Source organism: Halobiforma lacisalsi AJ5 (genome assembly GCF_000226975.2).
GTDB classification, from domain to species: domain Archaea; phylum Halobacteriota; class Halobacteria; order Halobacteriales; family Natrialbaceae; genus Natronobacterium; species Natronobacterium lacisalsi.
Genome location: NZ_CP019285.1, coordinates 1,205,860 through 1,229,588 on the forward strand (window position 1 = coordinate 1,205,860; position 23,729 = coordinate 1,229,588).

The window sequence follows — 23,729 nt, forward strand, 5'->3', positions numbered from 1 at the left end:
CCTTCGAGTCCTCCCCCGCCCCTCGTCCGATGGCGGCTCGAACTGCCGAAACGTCGGTATTTCGGCGGGTTTGGCGCCGAAACCCTTGATATCTCGAGGCGCGTATACTCCGTGATGACACACCATACATTTGAAACCGACATCTCGGGGGGATCGGCGGACGAAATCGTACGAATCGCTCGAACCGGGATCGGGGACGAACTCCGCAGCGTCGTCTACTTCACGCCGAGCGATTTCGACCTCCTCTACGTCCGCCAGGACCTGTACGAATATCCCGACGAGGCCCGCGAGGCGAAGTCGGAACTGATCGACATGGAGACCGTCGGCTTCGCAGAGGTGCCCGTCCGCAACGGCCTCGAGGCCGTGGAGCACGCCAACGGGATCGGCGAGTACTTCTTTACCATTCGGGTCCACGGGGACGGCTTCGTGGTCAGAAAGATCGTCGACGACGTCGGCGTCGTCCTGACGACCGACAGCATGGACGTCGCCGCGTTCCGTGACGCGGCGACCGCGATCGAACGGCTGCTCTCGGAGTGACGACTCGCTACTCGATATCGATCGACTTCGAGCCCGTGCCGCCGCCGACCTTCGGCAGTCGCACGGTGAGCACGCCGTTCTCGTACCCGGCCGTCACCTCGTCTTCCTCGACTGGCTCCGGCAGACGCACTCGCCGACTCGCCGTCTTGCGGGTTCGTTCCCGACGCAGGTACTCGCCTTCGGCGAACTCGAGGTCGTCCTCGCGCGTCGCGTCGAGGCGGAGCGTGCCGTCCGAGAGGGTCAGTTCGATGTCGTCGGTCTCGTAGCCGGGGAGGTCGGCGGTGACGACGTACTCCTCGTCGGTGTCGGCGACGTCGACCGGCACCGAGCCCGGGACCTGGAGGCCGCCGCTGGTCATCCCCTCTTCGACCTGTCGGCTGACGCGGTCGAGCATTTCCTCGATTTCGTCGAACGGGTTCCGTCGCATGTACAGGGATACGGCCTCTAGCGAGATAAATTCTGCCCGCCCCGCGAGGACAGAACGGGGGCTGGATGCCGCCGCCCTCCGCTGATTCCGTGTGATCACTCCGATAGCGTCGCGATCCCGTCCTCGAGGGCATCCTCCAGAACCTCGCGGGCGTGACCGTCCGGGTCGACGCCCTCGTAGACCGCTTTCACCTCGCCGTCGGCGAGCACGAACGTCGTCCGTGCGGCCGCGCCGCTCCGGACGTCGACGTCGAAGGCGTCGGCGACCTCCCCGTCGGGGTCCGCGAGCAGGTCGAACTCGAGGCCCTCCGACTCGCGGAACTCCCGGTGGGAGTCGACGTCGTCGGTCGAGACGCCGTAGACCGCGACGCCGGCGTCGCGGTAGGTCTCGAGTTCCCGCTGGAACTGGTTCGCCTCGACGGTACAGCCCGGGGTGTCGTCCCGCGGGTAGAAGTAGAGGACGGTCGGTTCCTCGAACGCGGGGGAGACTTCCTCGCCGTCCTGGCTGGGTGCGGTGACGTCGGGTGCGTCCGCGCCGGTCTCGAGCGTCATGAGTGCCCGTACTGCGAACGGCCGGAAACGGCTTTCGGTGACCCCGGCCGCCGTCACTCCACGACGTGTTCCGTATCGTACGACCCCAGCCGTCGCACCCAGCCGTTCTCCGCGAGTTCCTCGATCTCCTCTAAGGCCTCCTTCGTCCGGGACTCGTAGAGTCCCGCCTCGATGTCGACGTGGAAGACGTAGTCGCCGAGTCGCCGGCCGCTGGGCCGGGACTCGACGCGGGTCAGGTTGATCGATCGGTCGGCAAACGGCTCGAGCAACTCGAGCAACAGGCCGGGGTAGTTGGCGTTCGGGTAGACGACCAGCGAGGTCTTGCCGCCGCCTTTCGAGCGCTCGTCGGCCGGCGCGACCGCGAAGAACCGCGTCGCGTTCGAGTCCTGGTCCTGGATGTCCTCCGCGAGCACCTCGAGATCGGTGCCGTTGCTCGCGTTGGCCGGGTGGCCGATCCCGGCGATCGAGGGGTCGTCGCGGGCGAACTCGACTCCCTGGGCGGTGCTCGCGACCGCCTCGAGGGTGGCGTCGGGGTGTTCCCGCTCGAGGTAGGAGCGACACTGCGCGAGCGCCTGGGAGTGGCTGGCGATCGTGTCGAACTCCGGCCCCTGGGCGAGCAGGGCGTGTCTGATCGGGGTGACGATCTCGCGGACGACGGCGACCTCGTATTCGGCGAGGGCGTCTAAGCTCTCCGTCACGGAGCCCTCGATGCTGTTCTCGATGGGGATGACGCCTCGATCGTGTTCGCCGGCGGCGACGGCGTCGACGATGGCGGTTACCGACTGGCGGAAGTCGATCTCGTCCTCGTCGGCGACGGCGGTCGTCGCCCGGTGTGAGTAGGTTCCTTCGGGACCGAGCGTAACTGCGGTCATTGCCAGCCTATTGCAGGGACGCTCGCAAAAACGCGTCGGGTCGACGACGACAGTGCTTCATGCTCTGCCACAAATTATATCGGCTGACTGACGAACTCTTACGGAAGGACTGGCTCACGATGGAGGTGCACACCAGTGGCCGTAGGGAGCGAGCGTAGATCCTTTCACGTCCGGTACGCCGGGGTGGACGGATCGGTCCGCGACCGGGCGGTCGACGCGCTCGAGTCGACCTATCGAGTGACGACGGTCGCCGGGGTCGATTCGACGGCCGACCTGCTCGCAGACGACGTCGACTGTCTCGTCCTCGCGGCGGGAGCGACCGCGGAGTCGCGCTCGGTCGTCGACTGCCTCGAGTCGGTCGCGGCCGCCCGGCCCGACGTGCCGATCGTCCCGTTCGTGTCGCGGTCGGAACTGACCGACAACCGCCCGGAGTGGGTTCGTGCGCTGCTTCGGGCGAGTGTCGACGACGTCGTGTTCCGGGACGCCGGGTCGGAGCCGGGAACCGACGCTCCCCGACGGCTCCGGGACCGGATCGACGCCGTCTACGAGGCGTCGATCTCCGACGCCGGCGAGACCGTCCTCGAGGTCGCGCGCTCGCTGATGGGGGCCGCCCACGACGAGGTCGACATCGAGATCGAGTGGGGACTCGAGTCGGTCGGACGACGGCTCGATGCCGATCGGGCGCTCGTCTTCGAGTACGACGGGGACGACGAACGGCTCGTTCCGACTCACTCCTGGTTCGCCCGTCCCGAGTCGACCGACTCGGAGCCGGAACCGCTCCCGGCCGCGTCGTTTCCCGGGTTCGAGGAGGCGATTCGTGCGTTCGACGTTCACGCAGTGCCGGCCGGGACCGACACGGAGACGGCGACCGGTACGGTCGGGGAGCCGGCGATCGACCTGGGGACCGAGGAGGGTCTCGAGATCCCCGAGGGGTTCATCGGCGATCTGGGGGCGGCCGCGGGTATCCGCGGCGGCACGGATCGTGGCTCCCCGGACCGTTCGCGGGACCCGCATCCGTACCTCGAAGTCCGCGACCTCGAGGCGCTGCTCGCGGTTCCGATCGTCGTCGACTGGGAACTGACCGGCGTCCTCGCCGTCGCGGGGCGGCAGTGCCGTCCCTGGCCGGAACAGCTCCGACGACAGCTCCGCACCCTGGGCGAACTCGTCGGTTACCGACTCGAGCGCCGCCAGCGGCGAGGGGAACTCGTCAGCCAGAACGAGCGCCTCGAGGGGTTCGCCTCCGTCGTCAGCCACGACCTGCGAAACCCGTTGAACGTCATCTCGGGGTCGGCGGAACTCGTCGCCGAAACCGGCGACGACGCCTACCTCGAGGACGTGATCGACGCGGCCGACCGGATGGAGGCGATGATCGACGACCTGCTGACGCTCGCCCGTGACGGGGCCCGCGTCGGCGACACCGAACCCGTCGCGCTCGAGTCGGTCGTCAGGGACGCCTGGGACGACGTTGCCACCGACGGCGCGACCCTCGAACTCGAGCCCGACGATCTCCCCACGCTGGAGGCGGATCGGGGCCGGCTCCGGCAGGCCTTCGAGAACCTGATCCGCAACGCTATCGAACATAACGGCGACGCGGTGTCGATCCGAGTCGAAGCGACGGACGAAGGGTTCGCGTTCGAGGACGACGGCGTCGGGATCCCCGAAGATCGCCGCGAGCAGATCTTCGAGGAGGGGTATACCGGTGACGGTGGAACGGGACTCGGCCTGTCGATCGTCGACCGGATCGTCTCGGCCCACGGCTGGTCGGTGTCGGTCACGGACGGCGACGAGGGCGGAGCCCGGTTCGAGATCACGACGGAGTAGGCACTCTCGAGTCTCGCGGCGCGTTCGACCGCTGTGCCCTCGTCACACTCGCGGGGACCGTGCTGTCGTCCGCGTTATTACTCGTTGTCGCAGCCGCTCGAGCGGATGCGAGCGTGAAAAAGACCGGACTCTCACTCGTCGAGGTGTTCGATTCCCTTCTTGGAGACGTTGGCCTCCGTGATCTCCTCGGGCATCCAGTCGGGCTTGTCGTCCGGTGCGGTCTCTTCCCAGGCCCAGCCGTCGTAGATGTGGACCTTGTCGGTTCCCTTCTCGCGGAGTCGGAGTTCGACGCGCTCGGCCTCGTCTTCGCTCGACCCGGGCTCGAGTCGCCGGGCTGCCTTGAGCGCCGCCTGTCGGGGAGTGTTCCCCGAGAAGACGCTCGACTCTTCGCCGTCCGATTCTCGCAGCGCAAAGTTTCGTTTCCCGTCTTCGCGTACCATGGTTTTCGCCTCCGTGTCAACCCAGCGCACGGGATAGTATAAAGATATCCCCGAAAATCGACCGACTGCGTCGGTATCTTTAAGTGGTTACGGACGTCACTTCCCCGCAGTATCCGGTCTCCGGCGACCGAGGCTTTTGTCAGGAGAACGGTTTCGTGTCCAGTGACCGGTCGTTGGCGGGTAGAAAACACTTAAGTATATCCTACGGCGAAGTTCGTCATAGAATCCCGCGATGGTTCGGAAAAAGAAGCTGAGTCCAAGCGGTGCGAAAGACGAAGACGGCAACTACCACAACGTCCATCTGAATCTCCACGAGGACGAACTCGCAGTCGCGGGCATGGACATCGGCGACGAGGTCTTCGTCCGGGTACGGGACGGTAAAATCATCATCCAGAAAGCGGACGAGGAAGAAGTCGAACACGAGTTCTAACACGGCCGTTCTTTCGCGAACCGAGTGCACTGTGGAGCAATAGGTCCACCTGCGTCGACTACAGTCCGATCCGTTTTTCCCACCACCTGCGGGTACCGACAGTTCGAGGCGCGGCCCGTCGCCAGTTGTTTAGGTTTACCTAAACTATTTATGCCGGCCAGCATTTAGGTTGACCTAAAATGGTTGGAACGACGCTCGAGGACATTCGTCAGTACGTCACGTCGCTCTCGAGCGATGCGGGCCGGTACTACCTCGTCTGCGGCCGGACCGGCGAGCAACCGGTCCCGGCGGCGGGACTGTCTTTCCCGAATCGGCCGGTTGCCAGGGCCGCGGCGCGAGCGACGGAACAGTACAGGGCAGCACTTCGACGGTACGATCCGAGTCTCCCGACCTACGACGTCATCGTCTGTGAGCGGAACCGAGAACCGGTAGGGAGCTCCCAACACTCGTCGTCGGAGAGCACACGCGAGCGGGCCGAGCAGAGTACGGCTCCGAAGCGTCCGGCGTCGACCGAACCGTTCGGCGACGGCTCGTTGATCGACTTCTGTCACGCCGTCGCCGGCGCGGTGTTCGAGGCGATCGCCGTTTCTGCCCACGACGACCTCGAGAACGCGATCATGGAGACCTACTTCGACGTCGCCGAGCGTATCGAGCACACCGACGAACTCTGTCTGTGCCTGCTCGAGAGCATGGCCGCGGAGATGGCGGTCCTCGAGTCGACCGAGCAACGAGACCTTCTCCTCGGAGCCGCTCGGCGGCTTCCCGATTCCCCGCCGGCGGACGACCCGCTCGAATCGACGCTGGCGCAGTTGCAGGGGTCGGCGCTCCTCGGGGCATACACGATCCGGTCCCGAACGGTCGAACCGGGGACTGGCGCGCGCTCGTGGACGGTTACTATCGACGACTACGCACTCGACGAACCCGTCCCGAACGCTGGCAACGGCGACATTGTGACGCTGCCGATATCGCTCGAACTCCTCCGCCGATCCCCGAGCCGTAACCTGGCTATCGCCGGCGCTGAGGCTGAAGCTGACGCTGAGGCCGACGCTGAGGCTGAGGCTGATGCTGAGGTCGGCGTCGAGTGTCGCTCCGATCCGTCGACCTATCGTGCGACAGTTACGACCGATCCGATGGATCGCTCCCGAGGACTGGTCCTCGCGTCCGGGGTGACCCGCCGATGACCGACGCCGTTCCTGCGTTACTCGAGAACGCAACGGCGCGGGTCACGGACGAACGGGAAGCGGTGTCGGGGAAACTGTCGGCGGTCGACCGGTTCGCCAAAGGCGTCGATGCCCTTCCGGCGGTGGCAGCGATGTCTTCGTCGCCAGCCCCCGCGACCGCTCGCGTCGCGGATGGGGGCCGGGCCGTACCCGCTTCGAGCGTTGCCACCGTCCGTTCCGGACCGATTGCCGATGGCGAAGCGGTCGACGCCGACCGCCGGGCGGACGTTCGCGATCTGTTCGCGGAGACGATCCGCCCGTACAGCGTGGCGGACGTCGACGACGCCGAGCCGTTGTCGGCGACTATCGCGGAGGAACTCGGCGACGACGTCGCGGTCGCACTCGCGCCCTCGACCGACCGCCGGTTCACGGCCGACCTGAAGCAGGTCGTCCTCTCGGCGACTCGTCAACGCCGCGCCGAACTCGAGGCGATGGAACGCGCCCTCGATACCGAGGCCGAATCGCTCCGGTCGAGCGCCGACGCGGTCGTCGAGATCTGCGCGTGGCTCCTCGAGGCCGACGAGACTCCGCTTTCGGATCTGGGGTTCGAGGCACTGTGCCGTCGTCACGACCGGCTCGCGGAGCACCGGGCGACGTGCCGACGCCTCCTCGAGCGTCGGCAGTCGGTCCTGGGAGAAACGGCGGCATCCGGCGCTACGGCGGGTCTGCTCCACCGCTCGCTGGTGACCTATCTCTATCGTGACCTCCCGTCGGCGTACCCGGTCCTGTCGACGGTCGTTCGATTACTCGAGCGGTGCCGGGAGTGTCAGCGGGTCGTCCGGGATCACCTCACTCGCCGGGTTTGATCGCCGGCCACCGGTCCGCGACCTCCGGCCGACGGCCCGTGGCCGCCGGTCGTTCTCGCCCCGCTACCGGAGCGCCGCGAGGTCGAACTCGAAGCCGGCCACGGGCACCTCGAGGTCGTGCTCGACGAGCACCTTCGGGTGTACCTCGCCGATGACACCGACCGTCTCGCCGTCGATGACGACGCTCGCCGTTCGACCCGAAATGAAGGTCGGGTGCTCGGTCGGCGGGGTCTCCAGATCGACGTCGAACTTCCGGCAGAGCGCCTGCAGGCGCGCCTTGGCGTCCTCGTAGCCGGCCTCGTGGCTCGCGAGGACGGCCCCGACGCGGCGCCGTTCGGCGACGCCGGTGTTCTCGCTCTCGTCGACCTCGGCGGTGAAGCCGATCTCCGCTAAGTCCTGCGGGTACGCGCGGTGAGTGTTGCGCTCCAGGACCATCAGCAGCGAGGGCGTGACCCACGTCCGCAGCATGGTGAAGTCCTCGCTGTATGGACCCTTGATCGTCGCCGGCTCGCCGGCGCCGTAGACGTCCTCGCCCGGCTCAACGTTGACCCGCTCGTAGTTCTCCTCCTCGCTGATCATGTGGAAGTTCAGCAGGTCCTCGAAGCCCAGCCCGACGAGTTGCTCGCGGACCGACCGCTCGAGGCGGGAGCGCTCGTGGCGGCCGCCGACGGTCCCGACGTCGGGGTATTTCGGCTCGAGGTCGTTGAAGCCGTAGGCCCGGCCGAGGTCGTCGATGACGTCCAGCGGGTGGAGCACGTCGACGCGGTACGGCGGGATCGTGACCTCGTGGACGAGGTTGCCGTCGTCGTTCTCTTCTTTTTCTGCCTCGAGTCCCGATCGCTCGGCGAGGTCAATCACCTCGTCGGGGTCGAGGTCGATGCCGAGGATCGTCTCGATCCGGTCGTGGGCGACCGTCTTCGTCTTCGTCGAGAGGTCGGGGCGGACGATTTCGTGGTCGGGGTACTCGACGGTCACTTCCTCGAGCGTGGCCCCGCGGGCGGCCAGCGCGTAGCAGACGATGTTGAGCATCTTGTCGATCGTCCACTGGTCCGTGCCGGTCATCTCGACGAACAGGTCCCGCGAGTCGGTCGAGACCTCGGTGCGCCGGCCGTTGATCACCGGCGGGAACGAGAACAGCCCGAGATCGTCGTAGATCGCCGGATACCGCTCGTACTCGCTGACCAGATCGGCGTACGTCTCGCCGGTCGGGTGCTCCTCGAGGACGTCCGCGGGCGTCATCTCCCGATCCGAATCGAGGGGGACGAAGGTGTCCTCGTCGGGCTCGAGACCGACGTACTCGATCGTCGGGGTCCCCTCGGTCGCGGGGCTCGCTCGCGGCTCATCGCCGCTCGCATTTTCCGATGCGCGTAGCGCATCGCGACCCTTGAGCATCGTGAGATCGTGAATCCCGATCGCGCCCTTCGCGCGCTTGCGGCCCATCGTCGCGTGGAGCTTCTCCTGTAGCTGAATGAGGGAGTCGAGGCCGTCCTCGTCTAAGTCGACGTCGCGGATCACCGCGCCCGTGACGTACGGCCGTTCCTCGGGCACCGACTCGTCGACCTCGATGGTCCACTCCGCGGAGTTGGTCGAGGGGACGTGCACCCCGCGGGCGTCGCCGTACTGGTAGCGCAGCGAGCGGGCGACCCCCTCGACCGAGAGCCGGTCGAGGCGGTCCGGTGCGAACTCGAGTTCGAACTCGCCGTCCTCGGTGCGGCCCTCGAACTCGAGGCCGAGGCCGAACAGGTCCGCCTTGAGCTCCTCGTCGCCTTTCTCCTCTTTGCCGGTCAGGTCGCGCAGTTCGTCGGGGTCGATGTCGACCGTGGGCATCAGTAGGTCACCTCCGTGTTCCGCAGCAGTTCGAGGTCACACAGCGTTCCGTGGATGTCGCGGATGTCCTCGAAGCCGTACATCAGCATCAGCAGTCGCTCGAGGGCCAGTCCCCAGGCCATCACGTCGCATTCTACACCGAGGGGCTCTAACATCTCCTCGCGGAAGATGCCCGAGTTGCCGATCTCGACGAGTTCGCCGGTCGTCGGGTGGGTGCCGAACAGTTCGAACGACGGCTCCGTGTAGGGGTTGTAGTGGGGTTTGAACTGGATGTCCTCGATGCCGAACTGGGCGTAGAACTCCTCGAAGGTGCCCATCAGGTCCCGCACGGAGAGGTCCTCGGCCATCACCCACCCCTCGATCTGGAAGAATTCGAGCAGGTGGGTCGGGTCCAGCGTGTCGTTGCGGTAGACCTTCTCGACGCTGAAGAACCGCGCCGGCGGCTCGATCTCGCCGATCTCCTCGCCCGACAGGTACCGCGTCGACAGCGAGGTCGTGTGCCCGCGCAGGGCGAGCGCCCGCGCGAAGTCCTCGTCCCACGGCGAGTGGTACCCCTCGCCGTCCTCGCCGACGCCCTCCCGGTGGGCGCGCTCGACGTCCTCGACGAGTCCCTCGGGGAGGTCGTCGATGTGGGTCGGCTCCTCGAGGGCGAACCGATCCCAGTGAGTGCGGGCAGGGTGGTCCTGGGGCATGAACAGGCAGTCGTTGATCCAGAAGTCCGCGTCGACGTGGGGACCCTGCATCTCCTGGAAGCCCATCCCGACGAGGACGTCCTTGACGCGTTCGGCGGTCTGTCGCAGGATGTGAACGTTGCCGCCGTCGACGCGCTCGGCGTCGGCCTCGACGTTGTAGTCGGCGAACTCGACCTCCTCCCACTCGCCGCTGGTGAGCAGTTCGGGGGTGACCTGCCCGACCGTCTCGGCGGTCTCGACGCCGGCCATCAGTTCGGTGACGCCGTCGTCGGTCAACGTTACCTCGCGGGCGGTCGTCTCGACGACCTCGACGAGGCCGCGCCGCTCGAGGCTCTCGAGGGTGTTCTCGTCGACGTCGGTGTCGGCGTCCCCGGCGGCGAGTCCCTCGAGGGCCGTCGCCTCCGCGTCGGCCGCGGGCTCGGCGTCCGGGTCGGCGGTGATCTCGCCGCTGTCGATGACGCCGTACCCCTTCCGGGCGTAGTTCGAGAGCGCGATGTCGACCGCGTTGCCCTCGAGGCCCGAGCGGCCGATGACCTGTCCCATCGAGACCGAATCCTCGTCGGCGCCGGCCTCGAGGGCGGCCTCGTAGAGACGTACTTCGGGCAGTTCGTCGGCAGCGTACTCCTGGCCCTCCTCGGTGAGTTCGATCGATTCGTCGACGCGCTCCTCGACCGTGACGAGTCCCTCCGCCTCGAGTTCGAAGGCCGCCCCGGTGACGGTCTCCGGCGGGAGGGCTGTCGCCTCGGCGAGGGCGTCGACGGACGTTGCCTCGTCCGCGCTCGCGGCCTCGAGGACCGCGACCTGTGATTCTGGGAGTTGCATTCGCTTGGTTAGATGGCTGCGTGGCGGTCAGTTAGCGGTTCCGACTCGCGTCGGGGACGAGTTCGAACGGCGAGTCACGCGGCCTGCGTGGTCCGAATCCCGTTCGCGATACCGATCCGCGACGGACGGTTTCGCCGCGGCGACCCGGTAGGGACGCCGCGGGTCCACCGTCTCGAGTCCGTCAGAAGAAGCCGAAACCGAATCCCGACTGCGTGCGCTGTGGCTGGCTGGCGGTGGCGACACCGGCACGAGCGAGGGATTCGGCTGCCATACACGTTCGATTCGTGACCGAGGGCAAAAACGTTGCGGGACGGTGGCACGGTCCGTCAGCCCGGCCGGACTCGCGCTAGCCGTTCGACAGCCGCGTCGTCTCGAGCGAGCCCGAATCGACCCAGACGAAGCCGGACTGTTCGGCGGCGGCTTCGGCCCGGCGAACCGCGCCGGGGTCGAACTCCTCGGCGAACTCGATGCGGGTCTCGTCCGGTTCGGCGGCCGGGAGTTCCGGGAGGAAGTCGTCGTCCTCGAGCAGCCCTCGCACGGAGACGTCGCCGCCGGCGCCCAGCGCGGCCCCGAGCGCCCGGTAGCGGTCGTTCTCCGTCTCCCACTCGACGCCGCTGCCGAAGGAGTCGTTCGAGACCCGCGCGGTGTCGACGGTTCCGGAGAGCGAGCCGAATTCGGGGTCCCCTTCGATCGAGTCGAGTTTCCCGTCCCCGGTCGCTAGCGATTCCCGATCCGTCCCCTCGATTCCACTCCCGCCCCGGGCCTCGTCGTCGCACCCCTCGTCCTCGCTCACGCGCGAGACGGAGGGCGACCCGCGCAGTTCGAACCCGTCGGTCCCCCTCGAGGTCGCGCCAGAGTCCTCCGTGCTCCGGTTCCGGGTCCGGTTCGACCCGGCTTCGGCCTCCTCGATCAACGACGTCGCGTCCTCGGTCGGTGGCGTGCTCGCGTTCCGCTCGCGGTCGGTGGCCCAGTCGGGCCAGGGGCCGTCGCCGTCAGGGCCCTCCGCCGATTCGTCCCCGGCGTCGGGAACGTAGGCCTCGAGTCGAAGGCCGTCCTCCGGGAGCAACGGCCGGTCGAACGGTTCGATCCGCGGGCCGTACCGCTCCCGGAGGGACTCGAGTTCGCGGCCGTCGACCAGCGCGGCCCGCCAGCGGTCGACGCCAGCCGAGAGCAGGACGAACCGTGCGTCGGTGCCGGCCAGCAGCGACTCCTCGATCGCCCACAGGACCGCCGGCAGGTTGTCCGTCCCCAGGGGCGTCTCCGGGTACTCGAAGGAGGCCTCTCGCCGGCGGCCGTCGAGGTCGGCCGCCCGCAGTTCCAGTCGGTCCCGCGGGCCGGCCGTGATCGCCCGCTCGAGGTCGAACGACCAGCCGATCGATTCGAAGACGCGGGTCAACTCGGCCGCGAGCGTCTCGCGGGGGTACCGCGCCGAGCAGTTGATTCCGCGGGCGCTGCGGGCCATAACCTCCCGCAGGACGGCCGTGCGGTCACGGCCGTCCGAGAGGACGTCGACGAGGGCAGCCTCGAGGGAGTCGGCCGTTCCGGGTTCGCCGGTTCCGTTGCCTGCACGGCGTTCGACGTCCGCGGGCCTGACGCCGAACGCGCCGAGCACGTCGGCCGCGAGGAGGTCGTCGGCGGTAGCGGTGGCGTCGCCGTCGTCGCCGGAGGGAGGGCCAGCCATCACCCTGGACAACCACGACCCGTCCAATATAAGTTCGTCAGACGCTGGGTCGCGAATCCGACCGTAGCTTTATGTCGTCTCCGGAGCCGATTCGGAACGTCCATGACGCGGTGCCTGCCCCGCGCCGAGGTTCGCCCGACTCAGCTGTACCTCTCGAGCGAGAAACTCGCCGGCGTGCTCGAGTGGTTCGATTTCGACGAGCCGGAGTACGAGCCGCTCCCGGCCTTCGAACACCGGGGCGCGTGGTATCTCGCGGACGGACACACCCGCGCGTTCGCGGCCTCGCTCGCGGGCGTGGACACGATCCGGATCGAACGCGATCCAGCGGTCCGCGAGACGTACGACTTCGAGGTGTACCGGCGGTGTATCGAGTGGTGTGCCGAGGCGGGCGTCGAGACGGTCGACGACCTCCACGGCCGGGTCGTCGGTCCCGAGGCGTACCGAGAACTCTGGGTCGATCGCTGTCAGCGGGTCGGTGACGGCGGCTGATACGGATCCCTGTCCCGATGTACGGCGCGACCGCGACAGGTCACGGTCGCGTCGGAAATAACGTATAGCAGTCCGTATCCCGGTCAGCGACGCCGGGGGGACTCGAGTTCGATGTCGGCTTCCTCGAGCAGCTCCTCGACCTCCTCGCGTTTCTCCTGGTGTTCCTCGAGGAATTCCTTCATCAGCTGTGCTGCCTGCTCCTTGCAGTCGCCACAGAGTCGCTCGCCGCCGACGCACTCGTCGTAGACGCGCTTGGCGAACTCGTCGTCGTCGCCGGACAGCAGGTACGCGTACAGCTCGTAGACGGGACACTCGTCCGCGCGGCCCCCCTTCTCGCGCTGTTCTTCGGCGGTCTCACGGCCGCCCGTGGTCGCGGCTTTCACCTTGCTGTAGCCGTCTTCGGGGTCGTCGAGCAGGGAGATGTGCGACGCGGGGACGGAGGAGGACATCTTGCCGCCAGTGAGGCCGGTCATGAACCGGTGGTAGATCGACGACGGCGGCTGGAAGCCGTAGCCGCCGTTCTCGACCTCGACCTCGCGGGCCAACTCCTCGGCCTCGTCGCGGTCGATCTCGAAGGCGTCGACGTGGTTCTCGTAGACCCGCTTCTCGCCGTCGATCGCGTCGATCAGGGCGTCGAACGCTTCCTCCGTCGCCCGCCGGTCGAAAAAGCGGGTGCGCGGCCGAAGCGGCTCCATCCCGCCCTCCTCGAGTTTCGTCAGCACCGAGTCGAGGGTGGCCGCATCGACGTCGAGATCCGACAGCGGCGTCTCCTCGAGCGCGTCGGCGACGTGCGTACACCGCAGGGTGTCGTCGTCGAAGTCCGCGGGGTCGAGCCGCTCGTGGAAGTCGGCGACGAGGTCCCGTTCCTCGGGCTCGAGTTCGAAGCTGGCGTAGGCCTCCGAGACCTTGAAGAAGCGCATCCGCTCGGCGAGGTCCCGGGCGAGCCGGACGTGGGGGTCCTGATCGGGCCCGACCGGAATCACGGTGGGCTTTGGCTCCTCGAGTTGCGGGTAGAGGATGTCGGCCATCTGGGTGACGACCGACTGCATGTGCGAGACGTCGGTCTCGCCGTCGAAGCCGTAGATCGACTGGAACTCCGAGAAGTTCGCCTCCGCGCCGAGGTCGAACGCCAGGTCCTGCAGTTCGCGGTTCGCGGACTGTCGATAGAGGGTTCCCTCCTCGGGGTCGAAGCCGAGCGCCAGCAGCGAGAGGAGGTAGTCGCGGGCGTGCTCGTCGATCTCCTCCCAGGTCATCCCGCGGGCCGCGTTGGCCTCCAGATCCGCGATCAGCGCGTAGGCGTCGGCCCCCTGCTGCTGGTGCCAGATGATCTCGTCGAAGACCAACTTGTGGCCGATGTGGGGGTCGCCGGTCGGCATGAACCCGGAGAGGACGGCAGCGGGCTCGTCGTTTTGCATCGCCTCGGCCACGGGGCGGTAGTCGCGGTGGCCGAAGATGACCCCGCGCCGCATCAGGTAGTGGGGGTTGGGCACCACCTCTAAGATCTCGTCGAACTCCTCGATGCCGAACTCCTCGAACAGTTTGCGATAGTCGGAGACGGTCGAGGAACCCCACGGATCGAGCGCGACGTCATCGGCTCCAGCAGCGCCGCCGTCCGGCAACGGTTCACCCGATTCGCTTCCAGTGGTCCCGGCGGTTTCCGGGGTCTCCTCGTGTGGATCGTCTCCGCTCATTATCCTCGGTTTGGCGCTCCGGCGCGCAAAAGCCTTCGCCTTCGGGCCGGCTCCCGTCGGCCTCGCCCACACCTTGCCCGAAACGGGAAGCCGATGCGATGTGAACAGCCACGAAATGAACGTTCGCGTCTTCGGCGCCGACCGCGAGATCGATGGTTCGCTGATCCGGGACGACGCCGAAACGGTTCGGACGCAGCTCCGTGAGTACGAAGCCGGCGAGCAGACGGCGTTCGACCTCGAGATCGACTACCCCGCGACCTTCACTGGCGACGTGATGCGCGTGATTGCGGACGTCCCGTACGGCGAGACCCGACCCTACGGCGATCTCGCCGCAGCGCTCGAGACCGCACCGATCGCGGTCGGACAGGCCTGCGGTCGCAACCCGATCCCGATCGTCGTCCCCTGCCATCGCGTCGTGGGCGCGGACTCGCTGGGCGGCTACGGCGGCGGACTCGACCTGAAGCGACGGCTGCTCGAGCACGAAGGCGCTGCTATCGTCTCCGACGAAACGTAACCGTGGCTATCGCTTCCCGTTATCCGGCCGTCCGCCGGATCGCCTCGAGGCGCTCGACCGGTTCGACGCCGGCAAACAGGATCGTCGCGAACACGCGGTCGCCGTCCGGCCGCGGCGCGTCGCCGCCGAGCAACTCCCGCGAGCCGGTCCTCGACTGCACCGTTCGTCGGCCGTCGGAGATCGCCTTCCGGTTGAGCCAGGCGGGCGGCCCGCCGACGATCACCATCGCGGCGTCGGCGTTCTCGCGGTCGCACTCGAGGGTAAGTTTCCCGTTGAGCGCCTTGCTGATCGTCGTCTCGACGGCGCTGACCGCCGACGCGGTGTCGACGCTCGACTCCGCCGAGAACAGGCCGAGCCCGAACCGGGAGCCCCCGTCGTCGGATTCGACCTCCTGTTCGCCGTAGCCAAGCGTCGCAACGAGGGTCTCGTCGCCCCCGTCGAGGACCCGTGCCACGTCGCTGGCGTCGATCACGGTTTCGGCGACCTCGCCGTCGCTCTCGCTCGCGGCTCCGGCGGAGAAAAACGCCGCGACCCGGGTCGCGAGGTCGCGGTTGAGCCGGTCGCGACCCTCCGCGAGACGCTCGCCGGTGCGGAGCCAGGCCTCGTTGTCGAAACACAGCACTGCGCTCGCGAGGCCGTCGAGCCGTTCGAGCGTTCGGGCGGCGTTTTCTTCCGCGAGCGGGCGGGTGTGGTCGTCCGTGTCCTCGGGCCCGTCCGCGCCTTCGGCAGCCGCGTCCGCCTCCGCGCCCGACTCCGGCTCCGGTACGACACCCTCGACCAGCGGATCCTCCGGCGGTTCGAGTTCGCGTTCGGCCGGTATCGTCGCGAGGACGTAGACCGGCTTGTCGTACACCGCCCGGAGCGTCGCGACGAGTTCCGGCGCCGTTCCCCCGCCGGTCGCGCCTCCGAGGCCGACGACCACGAGGAAGGCGTCCGCGATCAACGGCCGCCCGTCGTCCAGGTGCCGACTGAGTTCGTCGACTGACGCGTCGCCCACCTCGAACCCGCGCTGGAGGTTGCCGTTGAGCCCGTTCCGGATCGTCTCGCCGTACCGGTGCCGGTTCGACTCGGGAATCGCCTCGAGCGCCGCCAGCCCGTCCGTATCGGTGTCGAACGCGAACGCATCGCCCACGAACCGGTGATCCGCCGGCTCGGCCGCCAGAATCGCGTCGGCGATCCGACACCCCGCGCCGCCGACGCCGATCACCTCGAGTTGCATATCCGGACCTATCACATCGGGTGGGTTTCACAGTTCCGTTCGCGGCCGCCGACGGTGCCGACCTCGAGACCTCGGTCGCGTTACGGTGATCGCGTTACGGCGGTCGCCTTACGGCGTCAACCGCTCGAGCGACCACCACTCGACGTCGGCGCCGTCCGCGTCGGTACCCTCGTCGTCGACCAGCGCGAACACCATCGTCTTGCGAACCCCGTGGGCGAGTCGGACGTCCAGCGCCAGGTCCCGTGGCTCGAAAACGTAGTCGGCGGGATGAACCCGGATCAGCAACTCGGAGTGGCCCAGGTCGTCGACCGACTCCACGTCCGCGTAGGTCCGGAAGTCCGCGCCGAACTTGTAGCCGGTCTTGGGGACGACGCCTCGGTCCCGAAGGGCCGTGTAGACCGCCAGCCGGCGGTCGAACCGCTCGCCCTCGACGTCCCGTCCCCGCCGGCGGACCGTCGCCGGCTCGAGGTCGATCGCACCCTGCTCGGCGAGGGCGGCCGCCTCGAGCAGCGAACACTGCAGGGTCGGTTCGTCGTACTCCCGGCCCTCGAGCGGCTGGCCGTAGAACGCCCGCTCGTAGAGGTCGACCGGGGGGTCCCAGACGACCACTCGGTCCTCGAGCAGGTCGGCCTCGCAGGGACTGTCGGGGAGGGCGTCCGCCGAGTCGGAACCTCCGGTCGGGGCCCGGCGATCGACGTCGAAGTACGTGATCTCGCTCTCCTCGTCGACGACCGCGAGGACGCCCGGCGCGAGATCGCTCGCGGGCACGTCGGTTCGCTCGCCGATGACCCGCAGCGCGTAGGCGATCTCGCCGTCGCCGGGGCCCTTGCCGCGGGGGAAGACCGCGAAGTCGACCGGGCCGGCGGGCGGGTCGTCGATCCATGGCTCCGCGGCAGGCGAAAGGTAAAACCCTCGTTCGCGGAGGTCGGCGTAGACCAGGAAGCGTACGCCGAAGTCGTCGCCGGGTTCGCGGGCGACGAACGCCTGGAAGTCGAGCCGTTCGCCCGTCTCTTCGTGGACGACCGCCGCGAGGTCGCCCCTGTAGAGGAGGTGTGCCGCCTCGACCGGCGAGAGGGCGATCTGGTTGCTCCCGTCCCCGTCGGGCAGGGGGTAGCCGTACCCCCGCGAGTCGTGATACCGTTGGCGCGCGTCGCTCCCCACGGTGACGACGCCCGCGGCCTCGTCGAACCGCCCCTCGAGTTCCATGTCGGGGCGTTGGCCGTCGGACACTAAGTGGCTGTGGATCGCTCGCTCGCGGCCGCCGCCGGTCAATCGTCCCCGGCCGCCTCCTCGGGCGACCGCTCCCCGATCGGATCGCAGGTGGCGTCGAGACACCGCATCCCGCTGCCCGTATCGAAGGTCGGCAGGCCACAGCGACACTGGCCGTCGATCACCCCTGCAGGCATCGCGAACCCGGTGTCGCAATCGGGGTAGTGCTCGCAGCCGGCGATGAGCCCGCCGCGTCGGAGGATCCGGAGGTCACCGTCACAGTCGGGCTCGGGGCAGTTCCACTCGCGGTCGAACGCTTCGGAGACCGCCTCGTCCAGGGACTCGCAGTCCCGGTCGAGACAGACGTCGAACGCGAGCCCCCGTTCGACGCGCATCCGCGGGAGCCCGCAGTCGCAGTTGCTCGCGTCCTCCCGAATCGTCGCGTCCGCTGGCACGCCGTAGCGATCGCCGCAGTCGACGCAGTGGACGCCGTTCGAGCGGACGAGCGCGCCCCCGCAGTCGGGGCAGGTACCCACGACCGGGCCCGCGACCGAGGCGGGGTAGTGGGCGAACCCGTCCTGATCGTGGGCCGCGATCCGGAGCGTCTGCGTGTCCTTCTTCGCGACGAGGGTGAAGCCGTCCGCGCGGTCGCTCGAGACGCTGTCGGCCCGTGTGAGCCACGCGACGGGCTGGTAGCCGTCGGTGTCGTGGACCAGCACGGTGTTGTCGGGCTTGACGACCGTCGTCATCCGGCCGCGATACTCCTGGCGGTCGTCGGCCTCGGCGATCACGGTACAGTCGCCCGCGAGGACGCGGATCGCGTCGTCGATCATAGGATCGGTGGCCGCGCGTTCGTATTTAAACTCGAGGACGCGACGACCGCCGGGATCGCCGGGAGACGTAACGCCTTTGTCCGCCCTCTCCGGGGACCCCGATATGACCGAGCCGAACGACGTCGCCGGTCCAGGGCCGGACTCGGCTGCCGACGCCGGATCGGAACCGACGCGGGCGCTCGCGGAACTCGAGGCGCTCGAAGAGGAAGTAGCGAGGCTGAAACGCGTCGTTCGCGGTCGCGACGTGGGCGACGCGGACCCCGACGCTGTCAGAACGCGGTTCGAGGACGCTGCCGCCCACCTCCAGGACGCGCTCGCGGCCGCCAACGGCGGCCACGACCCAATCGACACGCGTTCGGGCGAGCGGATCACGCCGCTTGACCCCGACCCCGAGTCGATCGACCTCGAGGACGTCGCTCACGCGCTCTCGAACCTCAGCCGGTTCACCGGGCAGGGAACGGACTTCTACAGCGTCGCGCGCCACGCAGTCCACGTCAGTCACGAGGTCGAGGCCCGCGGCGGAACTCTCGCTGCCCAGCGGTGGGGCCTGCTCCACGACGCCAGCGAGGCGTACCTCGCGGACGTGCCCGCGCCGGTCAAACGGACGCTTCCGGGGTACACCCGCGCGGAGAAACGCCTGCACGCCGCGGTCCGCGAAGCGTTCGACCTCGAGGTATCGGCCGCGGACGAGCGACTGGTCGACGCCGCCGACGCCGACGTCGGCCGGTACGAACTGTCCGTCCACTTCCCGGCGTTTCACGATCGGCCCGCCCTCGAGTACGAGGGCGACGCGCTGGACGGATCGGTCGCCGACGCAGCGCTGTACCGTCGCCGGGCGCGCGAGTTGGGGCTCCCGACCGCCGACCAATTCGACGCCGACTCGACTGGTAGCTCGGAGTCCACGCGCTGATATCGGGCGTGGGCTGGAAAAGAGTCGAACGGGATCGAAGCGAGAGGAACGGAAAACGGGCGAACTGGACGGATTACGCTACTTCATCGCCGATTCGGCCATCCGCTGGGGAATGCTGACGACGAGTTCGATCAGGCCGTCGGCCTCCTCGTCGTCGCGGAGGTACGACCGGAGTCGCTGGCTGCCCATCTCGACGACGACGATCAACACGAGGACGACGACGATCCCCGCCATCATGTTCCCGTAGGCTCGCAGGTCCTGCTGGACCTGAATGACGACGCCGATTCCGCCCCCGCCCAGGAGTCCGAGCGTGACGGCCTGGCGAACGTTCACTTCGAAGATGTACAGCGTCCAGGCGATGAACGACGTCTTGACCTGGCTGATCATCCCGAAGACGACCGTCTGTGATTTCGAGGCGCCGGTGGTCTCCATCGCCTCGATCTGGCCGTCCTCGACCTCCTCGAGTTCGTCGGTGAACAGCCGGCCGAGGTTTCCGATGGTGCTCACCCCGATCGCGATCGTCGACGTGACGGCTGTCAGGCCGGACAGCGGGATGAAGATCAGGAACCAGACGAGCGCCGGGATCGCCCGCGAAACTCCCATGATCGACCGGAAGATGAAATTGAACGGATAGGGGGTCACCCGGCCGCTCCCCAGCACGCCGAGTAACAGTGCGAGCGGAATGCCAAGTATCGTTCCGGCGAACCCCATCGCGAGGGTGATCACCGACTCCAGCGGCAGGTTCCGTTCGACGATGAACCCCCAGTTGGGCGTGTAGCGGGCGAGTCGATCAGCGAACGAGGGCCACTGTCGGTAGAGATCGACCAGCGAGAACTCGAGCAGAATCAACGATCCGTAGAGCGTCCCGGCGAAGACGATAGTCAAGAGTCCATAGAGGACCCACCGAACGCGCCGGGTGAGCCGGATCTGCTCGAGACGTTGCTCGACTGACGTATCAGTACTCATTGTTCCACCATCGATTCGGAGTCCGTCCCTCCGAGGAATTCTTCCATATCGATACCACCGTACAGTTCGTCGATGACGTCGAACGTCAGGTCGTCCCGGTAGCCGTCGAAGACGACCTGTCCGTCGGCGAGTCCGATGAACCGTTCGCCGAACTGCCGCGCGAGGTTGACCTGATGCAGGCTGATCATCGTGGTCAGGTCCTGTTGTTCGGCTGCGCCCCGAAGGTATTGCATCACCGTCTGTGCGCTCCCCGGGTCGAGGCTTGCAACCGGTTCATCGGCCAGCAGGATACGCGGTTCCTGCACGAGTGCTCGAGCGATGCCGACACGCTGTTGCTGCCCGCCGCTCATTCGCCCGGCGCTCTGTTCGGCTTCGTCCAACAGCCCGACCATCTCGAGCGCCTCGAGGGCGCGAAGCTTGTCTTCCCGTTCGTTGAACCGAAAGAGACTACGAAGAAGGTCGGTTCGACCCAGCGCACCGCTGAGCGCGTTCGAGTACGCGCTCATTCCGTCGATGATGTTGTGCTGCTGAAAGACCATCGCGACGTCGTTCCGGTGGGACGTCACCGAATCGCCGTCGACGATCACCTGTCCTTCGGTTGGCGTCGTCAGGCCGTTGATACACCTGAGGAGAGTCGATTTCCCCGACCCCGAGATACCGAGAACGACCGTAAATTCGCCTTCCGAAATTTCGAACGAGACGTTATCGAGCGCAACAGTTTCTCCGAATCGTTTTGTAAGGTTCTCTACCCGTATTGCGGACATTGTAGGGCTCGTATTGATAATTGGTTATCGTCCGCTTATCTATTCGTCGTCAGGAGCGAAGTCCTGGAACTCGAGGCCGAGTTCGTCGAGGATGTCCTGAACGGGCTGGTAATCGCTCCGATCTGCGGGCTCGATCCCAGTAAACCAGAGCTGGTACTCCTCGTCGACGTCTTCGGGAACCAGATCGTTTTCGCCGGCCTCCAGCAATGCGGTCTCGAGGTCCTCTCGAACCGACGCGTCCCATGCGCTGCGGGCCATGATCGGGGCTCGCGGGAGCGGGTCGGAAACGGCGAGCAACTGCAGTTCCGGATTCTCGTCGTCGTCGATTCCTTCGCCTGCGCCGTCGTACTCGGCGGAGTGTTCGACGAACTCCGGATAGTCGTCGAACTGCTCCTGTGGTATCTGTGACGCCGAGGCGAACGCGCCCGTCGCAGCCGCGACGATCTCTTCGTCGTTTTCCAGGCGTTCCCGGGACGTGTCGTGGTCGGGAGCCGTCCGGAGTTCGAGGTCGTTTGCCTCACCGTCGGGGAAGTTTCCGACGTCGAGGCCGGCCTGGGACAGCATGACCGTCGGCGCGAGCGTTCCGCTGGTCGACATCCGGGCGCCGGTCGTCATGATTTCTCCTTCGAGATCGGCCAGTTCGTCGATCCCGCTGTCGGGCGTGGTCGAGATCGTCGAGAAGTATAGGGCCCCACCGAACGCCGTTCGCATGCCGATGACGTCCGCGAATCCCTCCCCGGCGGGAACTGCCGTCGGCGACGTATCCGCGATGTCGGCCTGGTCGCTTTCCAGTGCCTCGAGCGTTTCGACGTAGCTTCCGGCCCGGATCAGGTCGATCGTCGCCCCTGTTTCTTCTTCCAGATACTCGGCCATCGGAGTGTACTCTTCGACGATGTCGGTCTGTTCCTCCGCTGGATTGAGGATGAACCGGACTGCGTCGCTCTCCGTGCTACCGATACAGCCGGCAGCCGCGGCCGTGAGTGCTACGCCCCCCGTTGCCTTCAGGAACGATCGTCGAGTGCTACCGCCACAGCCTGGTCTCTGGACCATGTCTGAAACCTAAACCCGATCGGCTTAAAGACAATGATAATTGCTGGATATAGGACTATATATTCACGTTTTACGTTCTCTTCTCCGGAGGCTGAAAAATTCTCGCTGTCGTCGGGAGCGCCCGCCGGAATAGATCCGTTCGGATTTAGTACCAGTACGATCGAGGATCCGTCGTGGATCTGGACCGCCCAACGCTGATCGTCTACTGCGGGCTGCCGGGCGTGGGCAAATCGGCCGCCTCGGCCTACACCGCCGAGCGACTCCCGGCGAACCGCTACCGGAGCGACGAGGTCCGCAAGGAACTGTTCCCGGAACCGACCTACACCGCCGAGGAGACGGACGCGACCTACGCCGAACTCCTCGAGCGCGCGCGTTCGGACCTCGAGTCGGGCCGCAACGTCGTCCTCGACGCGACCTTCCAGTCGAGGCCGTACCGCGACCGCGCAGCCGAAATCGCCCGGACGGCCGAGGCCGCTCGGGCCTTCGTCCGGGTGACGTGCGACCTCGAGGTCGTCCGGGAACGGCTCGAGGACCGTACGAACACCGTCAGCGACGCCCAGTTCGAGCAACACCTCCAGTTGCGCGAGACGTTCGATCCGCTCGAGCGCGACCACGTCGAGATCGACAACTCGGGGTCGCTCGAGGAGACGTATCGCCAGATCGATCGGGCGATACTGTAGCGGTACGTCGATCCCACCTCGCTCCGTTCCGGCCCCGACGGGACCGATCAGGAACCACCGCGTCTATACGACCGCCGCGACGAGTGTCCCGCAATGACCGTCATCAAGGACAGCGTCCACGACTACATCGAACTCGAGCCGACGGCGGAGGCGCTGCTGGACACCGCGCCGATGCAGCGACTCCGGTACGTTCGTCAGTTGAGTACGGTCCAGCTCGTCTATCCCTCCGCGAACCACACCCGGTTCGAGCACAGTCTCGGCGTCTATCACCTCGCCTCGGAGGCCGTCGACCGGCTGCCGATCGACGACGACCTGGCTCGCCGGCTCCGGATCGCCGCCCTCGTCCACGACGTCGGCCACGGCCCCTTCGGCCACCAGACCGAAGCCGCCATCGAGCGCCACCTCGGTCGCCACCACGACGAGATCGAGTGGCTGCTCGAGTCGACGGACCTCGGCCGCGTCCTCGAGGACCACGGGCTCGACCCCGAGGCCGTCGCCGCGACGGTCGACGGCCGCGGCCCGCTGGGTGAACTCGTCGCCGGCACGCTGGACGTCGATCGGATGGACTACCTGGTGCGGGACGCCCACCACACGGGGGTCCCCTACGGGACGATCGATCACGCCCGGCTGCTGTACGCCCTCGAGGTCGTCGACGGCGAACTCGCGCTCGAGGAGGGCAACGTCGCGACGGCCGAGAGCGCGCTGATCGCCCGGACGCTGATGAACGCGACGGTCTACCGGCACCACGTCTCACGGATCGCGGGCGCGATGCTCGACCGGGCGAGCGAGCGACTCCTCGCCGACGGCGTCGTCGACCCCGAGTCCTTCGCGCGTCTGACCGACTCCGACCTGCTGGCGACGCTCGCGGAGTACGAGCGGACCGCCGCGTTCGCCGACCGCATCCGCGACCGCGACCTCTACAAGCGAGCGATCTGGGCGCGTCGCGACGCAGTGCCCGCCGCGTTCCGAGGGCTCGACTACGACCGCACGCGCGCCCTCGAGCGCGAAATCGCCGAGATTGCCGGTGTCGATCCCGAGGCGGTCATCCTGGACAGCCCCGGCGAGCCGAGCTCGCCGGAGTCGCGGGCACGGATCGTCGTCGACGGCGAACTCCGCCGACTCGAGGAACGTTCGTCGCTCGTGGCGGGACTGGACGCCTGCGCGCGAGAGATCTGGCGGCTCGGCGTCTACGCGCCCGAGTCGGTCCTCGAGCCGGTCGGCGAGGCGGCGGCGACGGTGCTCGACCTCGAGGACGGCGCGAACGTCCGTCCCTGACGC

General features: G+C 67.4%; 24 protein-coding genes. 10 read left to right on the forward strand and 14 right to left on the reverse strand.

Annotated features, from left to right (window positions below; genetic code table 11):
- The first annotated feature begins 114 nt into the window (after window positions 1–114).
- Entirely contained in the window at window positions 115–537 is a 423-nt protein-coding gene (locus CHINAEXTREME_RS05695; RefSeq protein WP_007141518.1) for a DUF7522 family protein, read from the forward strand.
- 7 nt (window positions 538–544) lie between these two features.
- Here CHINAEXTREME_RS05695 and CHINAEXTREME_RS05700 read toward each other — a convergent pair whose 3' ends face one another.
- The 3 genes from CHINAEXTREME_RS05700 to pheA form a co-directional block, all read right to left on the reverse strand.
- On the reverse strand, window positions 545–964 hold the full coding sequence (locus tag CHINAEXTREME_RS05700) for an Hsp20/alpha crystallin family protein (protein ID WP_007141519.1): 420 nt from the start codon (window positions 962–964) through the stop codon (window positions 545–547).
- Window positions 965–1,059: 95 nt separating this feature from the next.
- Window positions 1,060–1,515 carry a peroxiredoxin gene (locus tag CHINAEXTREME_RS05705; protein WP_029601403.1) on the reverse strand — a complete coding sequence of 152 codons (456 nt, stop codon included), beginning with the start codon at window positions 1,513–1,515 and terminating at the stop codon, window positions 1,060–1,062.
- Window positions 1,516–1,568: 53 nt separating this feature from the next.
- Window positions 1,569–2,387 (reverse strand): prephenate dehydratase, encoded by an 819-nt coding sequence (gene pheA, locus CHINAEXTREME_RS05710; RefSeq protein ID WP_007141521.1) that lies wholly within the window; start codon window positions 2,385–2,387, stop codon window positions 1,569–1,571.
- Between the two features lie 183 nt (window positions 2,388–2,570).
- Here pheA and CHINAEXTREME_RS05715 point away from each other — a divergent pair, with 183 nt between their 5' ends.
- Entirely contained in the window at window positions 2,571–4,208 is a 1,638-nt protein-coding gene (locus CHINAEXTREME_RS05715; protein WP_007141522.1) for a sensor histidine kinase, read from the forward strand.
- 131 nt (window positions 4,209–4,339) lie between these two features.
- Here CHINAEXTREME_RS05715 and CHINAEXTREME_RS05720 read toward each other — a convergent pair whose 3' ends face one another.
- A complete protein-coding gene (locus tag CHINAEXTREME_RS05720; protein WP_007141523.1) occupies window positions 4,340–4,648 on the reverse strand; it encodes a non-histone chromosomal MC1 family protein in 309 nt (102 codons plus the stop codon).
- A gap of 232 nt (window positions 4,649–4,880) precedes the next feature.
- Here CHINAEXTREME_RS05720 and CHINAEXTREME_RS05725 point away from each other — a divergent pair, with 232 nt between their 5' ends.
- From CHINAEXTREME_RS05725 to CHINAEXTREME_RS05735, 3 genes are all read left to right on the forward strand, one after another.
- The gene (locus tag CHINAEXTREME_RS05725; protein WP_006674053.1) at window positions 4,881–5,078 is read left to right on the forward strand and encodes a hypothetical protein; all 198 of its coding nucleotides are present in this window, start codon (window positions 4,881–4,883) and stop codon (window positions 5,076–5,078) included.
- Window positions 5,079–5,257: 179 nt separating this feature from the next.
- Window positions 5,258–6,259 carry a DUF7551 domain-containing protein gene (locus tag CHINAEXTREME_RS05730; protein ID WP_007141524.1) on the forward strand — a complete coding sequence of 334 codons (1,002 nt, stop codon included), beginning with the start codon at window positions 5,258–5,260 and terminating at the stop codon, window positions 6,257–6,259.
- A complete protein-coding gene (locus CHINAEXTREME_RS05735; RefSeq protein ID WP_007141525.1) occupies window positions 6,256–7,104 on the forward strand; it encodes a DUF7260 family protein in 849 nt (282 codons plus the stop codon). Before CHINAEXTREME_RS05730 ends, CHINAEXTREME_RS05735 begins: the two co-directional genes overlap by 4 nt.
- Window positions 7,105–7,167: 63 nt before the next feature.
- On the opposite strand, the gene pheT is transcribed toward CHINAEXTREME_RS05735, so the two are convergent.
- The 3 genes from pheT to CHINAEXTREME_RS05750 form a co-directional block, all read right to left on the reverse strand.
- Window positions 7,168–8,931 carry a phenylalanine--tRNA ligase subunit beta gene (gene pheT, locus CHINAEXTREME_RS05740; protein ID WP_007141526.1) on the reverse strand — a complete coding sequence of 588 codons (1,764 nt, stop codon included), beginning with the start codon at window positions 8,929–8,931 and terminating at the stop codon, window positions 7,168–7,170.
- Entirely contained in the window at window positions 8,931–10,445 is a 1,515-nt protein-coding gene (gene pheS, locus CHINAEXTREME_RS05745; RefSeq protein ID WP_007141527.1) for a phenylalanine--tRNA ligase subunit alpha, read from the reverse strand. Before pheS ends, pheT begins: the two co-directional genes overlap by 1 nt.
- A 346-nt stretch (window positions 10,446–10,791) precedes the next feature.
- Complete coding sequence (locus CHINAEXTREME_RS05750) at window positions 10,792–12,126, reverse strand: hypothetical protein (protein ID WP_007141528.1); 1,335 nt, start codon at window positions 12,124–12,126, stop codon at window positions 10,792–10,794.
- A 102-nt stretch (window positions 12,127–12,228) separates the two neighbouring features.
- Here CHINAEXTREME_RS05750 and CHINAEXTREME_RS05755 point away from each other — a divergent pair, with 102 nt between their 5' ends.
- Entirely contained in the window at window positions 12,229–12,615 is a 387-nt protein-coding gene (locus CHINAEXTREME_RS05755; RefSeq protein ID WP_007141529.1) for a hypothetical protein, read from the forward strand.
- A gap of 83 nt (window positions 12,616–12,698) precedes the next feature.
- On the opposite strand, the gene CHINAEXTREME_RS05760 is transcribed toward CHINAEXTREME_RS05755, so the two are convergent.
- Window positions 12,699–14,306: a tryptophan--tRNA ligase gene (locus CHINAEXTREME_RS05760; RefSeq protein WP_007141530.1), complete on the reverse strand. Its 1,608-nt coding sequence runs from the start codon at window positions 14,304–14,306 to the stop codon at window positions 12,699–12,701.
- Window positions 14,307–14,421: 115 nt separating this feature from the next.
- Here CHINAEXTREME_RS05760 and CHINAEXTREME_RS05765 point away from each other — a divergent pair, with 115 nt between their 5' ends.
- Window positions 14,422–14,820: a methylated-DNA--[protein]-cysteine S-methyltransferase gene (locus tag CHINAEXTREME_RS05765; RefSeq protein WP_007141531.1), complete on the forward strand. Its 399-nt coding sequence runs from the start codon at window positions 14,422–14,424 to the stop codon at window positions 14,818–14,820.
- A gap of 19 nt (window positions 14,821–14,839) precedes the next feature.
- Here CHINAEXTREME_RS05765 and CHINAEXTREME_RS05770 read toward each other — a convergent pair whose 3' ends face one another.
- The 3 genes from CHINAEXTREME_RS05770 to CHINAEXTREME_RS05780 all read right to left on the reverse strand — a co-directional run bounded on the left by CHINAEXTREME_RS05770 (window position 14,840) and on the right by CHINAEXTREME_RS05780 (window position 18,081).
- A complete protein-coding gene (locus tag CHINAEXTREME_RS05770) occupies window positions 14,840–16,039 on the reverse strand; it encodes a tubulin/FtsZ family protein (protein WP_007141532.1) in 1,200 nt (399 codons plus the stop codon).
- 108 nt (window positions 16,040–16,147) lie between these two features.
- The gene (gene endA, locus CHINAEXTREME_RS05775) at window positions 16,148–17,245 is read right to left on the reverse strand and encodes a tRNA-intron lyase (protein ID WP_007141533.1); all 1,098 of its coding nucleotides are present in this window, start codon (window positions 17,243–17,245) and stop codon (window positions 16,148–16,150) included.
- Between the two features lie 62 nt (window positions 17,246–17,307).
- Window positions 17,308–18,081 carry an endonuclease NucS gene (locus CHINAEXTREME_RS05780; protein WP_007141534.1) on the reverse strand — a complete coding sequence of 258 codons (774 nt, stop codon included), beginning with the start codon at window positions 18,079–18,081 and terminating at the stop codon, window positions 17,308–17,310.
- A gap of 103 nt (window positions 18,082–18,184) precedes the next feature.
- Between CHINAEXTREME_RS05780 and CHINAEXTREME_RS05785 the strand changes: the two genes are divergently transcribed.
- Window positions 18,185–18,991 carry an HD domain-containing protein gene (locus tag CHINAEXTREME_RS05785; protein ID WP_007141535.1) on the forward strand — a complete coding sequence of 269 codons (807 nt, stop codon included), beginning with the start codon at window positions 18,185–18,187 and terminating at the stop codon, window positions 18,989–18,991.
- Between the two features lie 78 nt (window positions 18,992–19,069).
- On the opposite strand, the gene phnE is transcribed toward CHINAEXTREME_RS05785, so the two are convergent.
- Genes phnE through CHINAEXTREME_RS05800 form a run of 3 tightly spaced genes read right to left on the reverse strand, consistent with a single transcriptional unit; the run spans window position 19,070 to window position 21,771 of the window.
- Entirely contained in the window at window positions 19,070–19,957 is an 888-nt protein-coding gene (gene phnE, locus CHINAEXTREME_RS05790; protein WP_007141536.1) for a phosphonate ABC transporter, permease protein PhnE, read from the reverse strand.
- Complete coding sequence (gene phnC, locus CHINAEXTREME_RS05795; protein ID WP_007141537.1) at window positions 19,954–20,721, reverse strand: phosphonate ABC transporter ATP-binding protein; 768 nt, start codon at window positions 20,719–20,721, stop codon at window positions 19,954–19,956. Before phnC ends, phnE begins: the two co-directional genes overlap by 4 nt.
- Window positions 20,722–20,760: 39 nt before the next feature.
- Window positions 20,761–21,771 carry a substrate-binding domain-containing protein gene (locus CHINAEXTREME_RS05800; protein WP_007141538.1) on the reverse strand — a complete coding sequence of 337 codons (1,011 nt, stop codon included), beginning with the start codon at window positions 21,769–21,771 and terminating at the stop codon, window positions 20,761–20,763.
- A 179-nt stretch (window positions 21,772–21,950) separates the two neighbouring features.
- Between CHINAEXTREME_RS05800 and CHINAEXTREME_RS05805 the strand changes: the two genes are divergently transcribed.
- Together CHINAEXTREME_RS05805 and CHINAEXTREME_RS05810 are read left to right on the forward strand one after the other, a co-directional pair.
- On the forward strand, window positions 21,951–22,451 hold the full coding sequence (locus CHINAEXTREME_RS05805; protein WP_029601402.1) for an AAA family ATPase: 501 nt from the start codon (window positions 21,951–21,953) through the stop codon (window positions 22,449–22,451).
- Between the two features lie 93 nt (window positions 22,452–22,544).
- The gene (locus CHINAEXTREME_RS05810; protein ID WP_007141540.1) at window positions 22,545–23,726 is read left to right on the forward strand and encodes an HD domain-containing protein; all 1,182 of its coding nucleotides are present in this window, start codon (window positions 22,545–22,547) and stop codon (window positions 23,724–23,726) included.
- Window positions 23,727–23,729 lie beyond the last annotated feature (3 nt).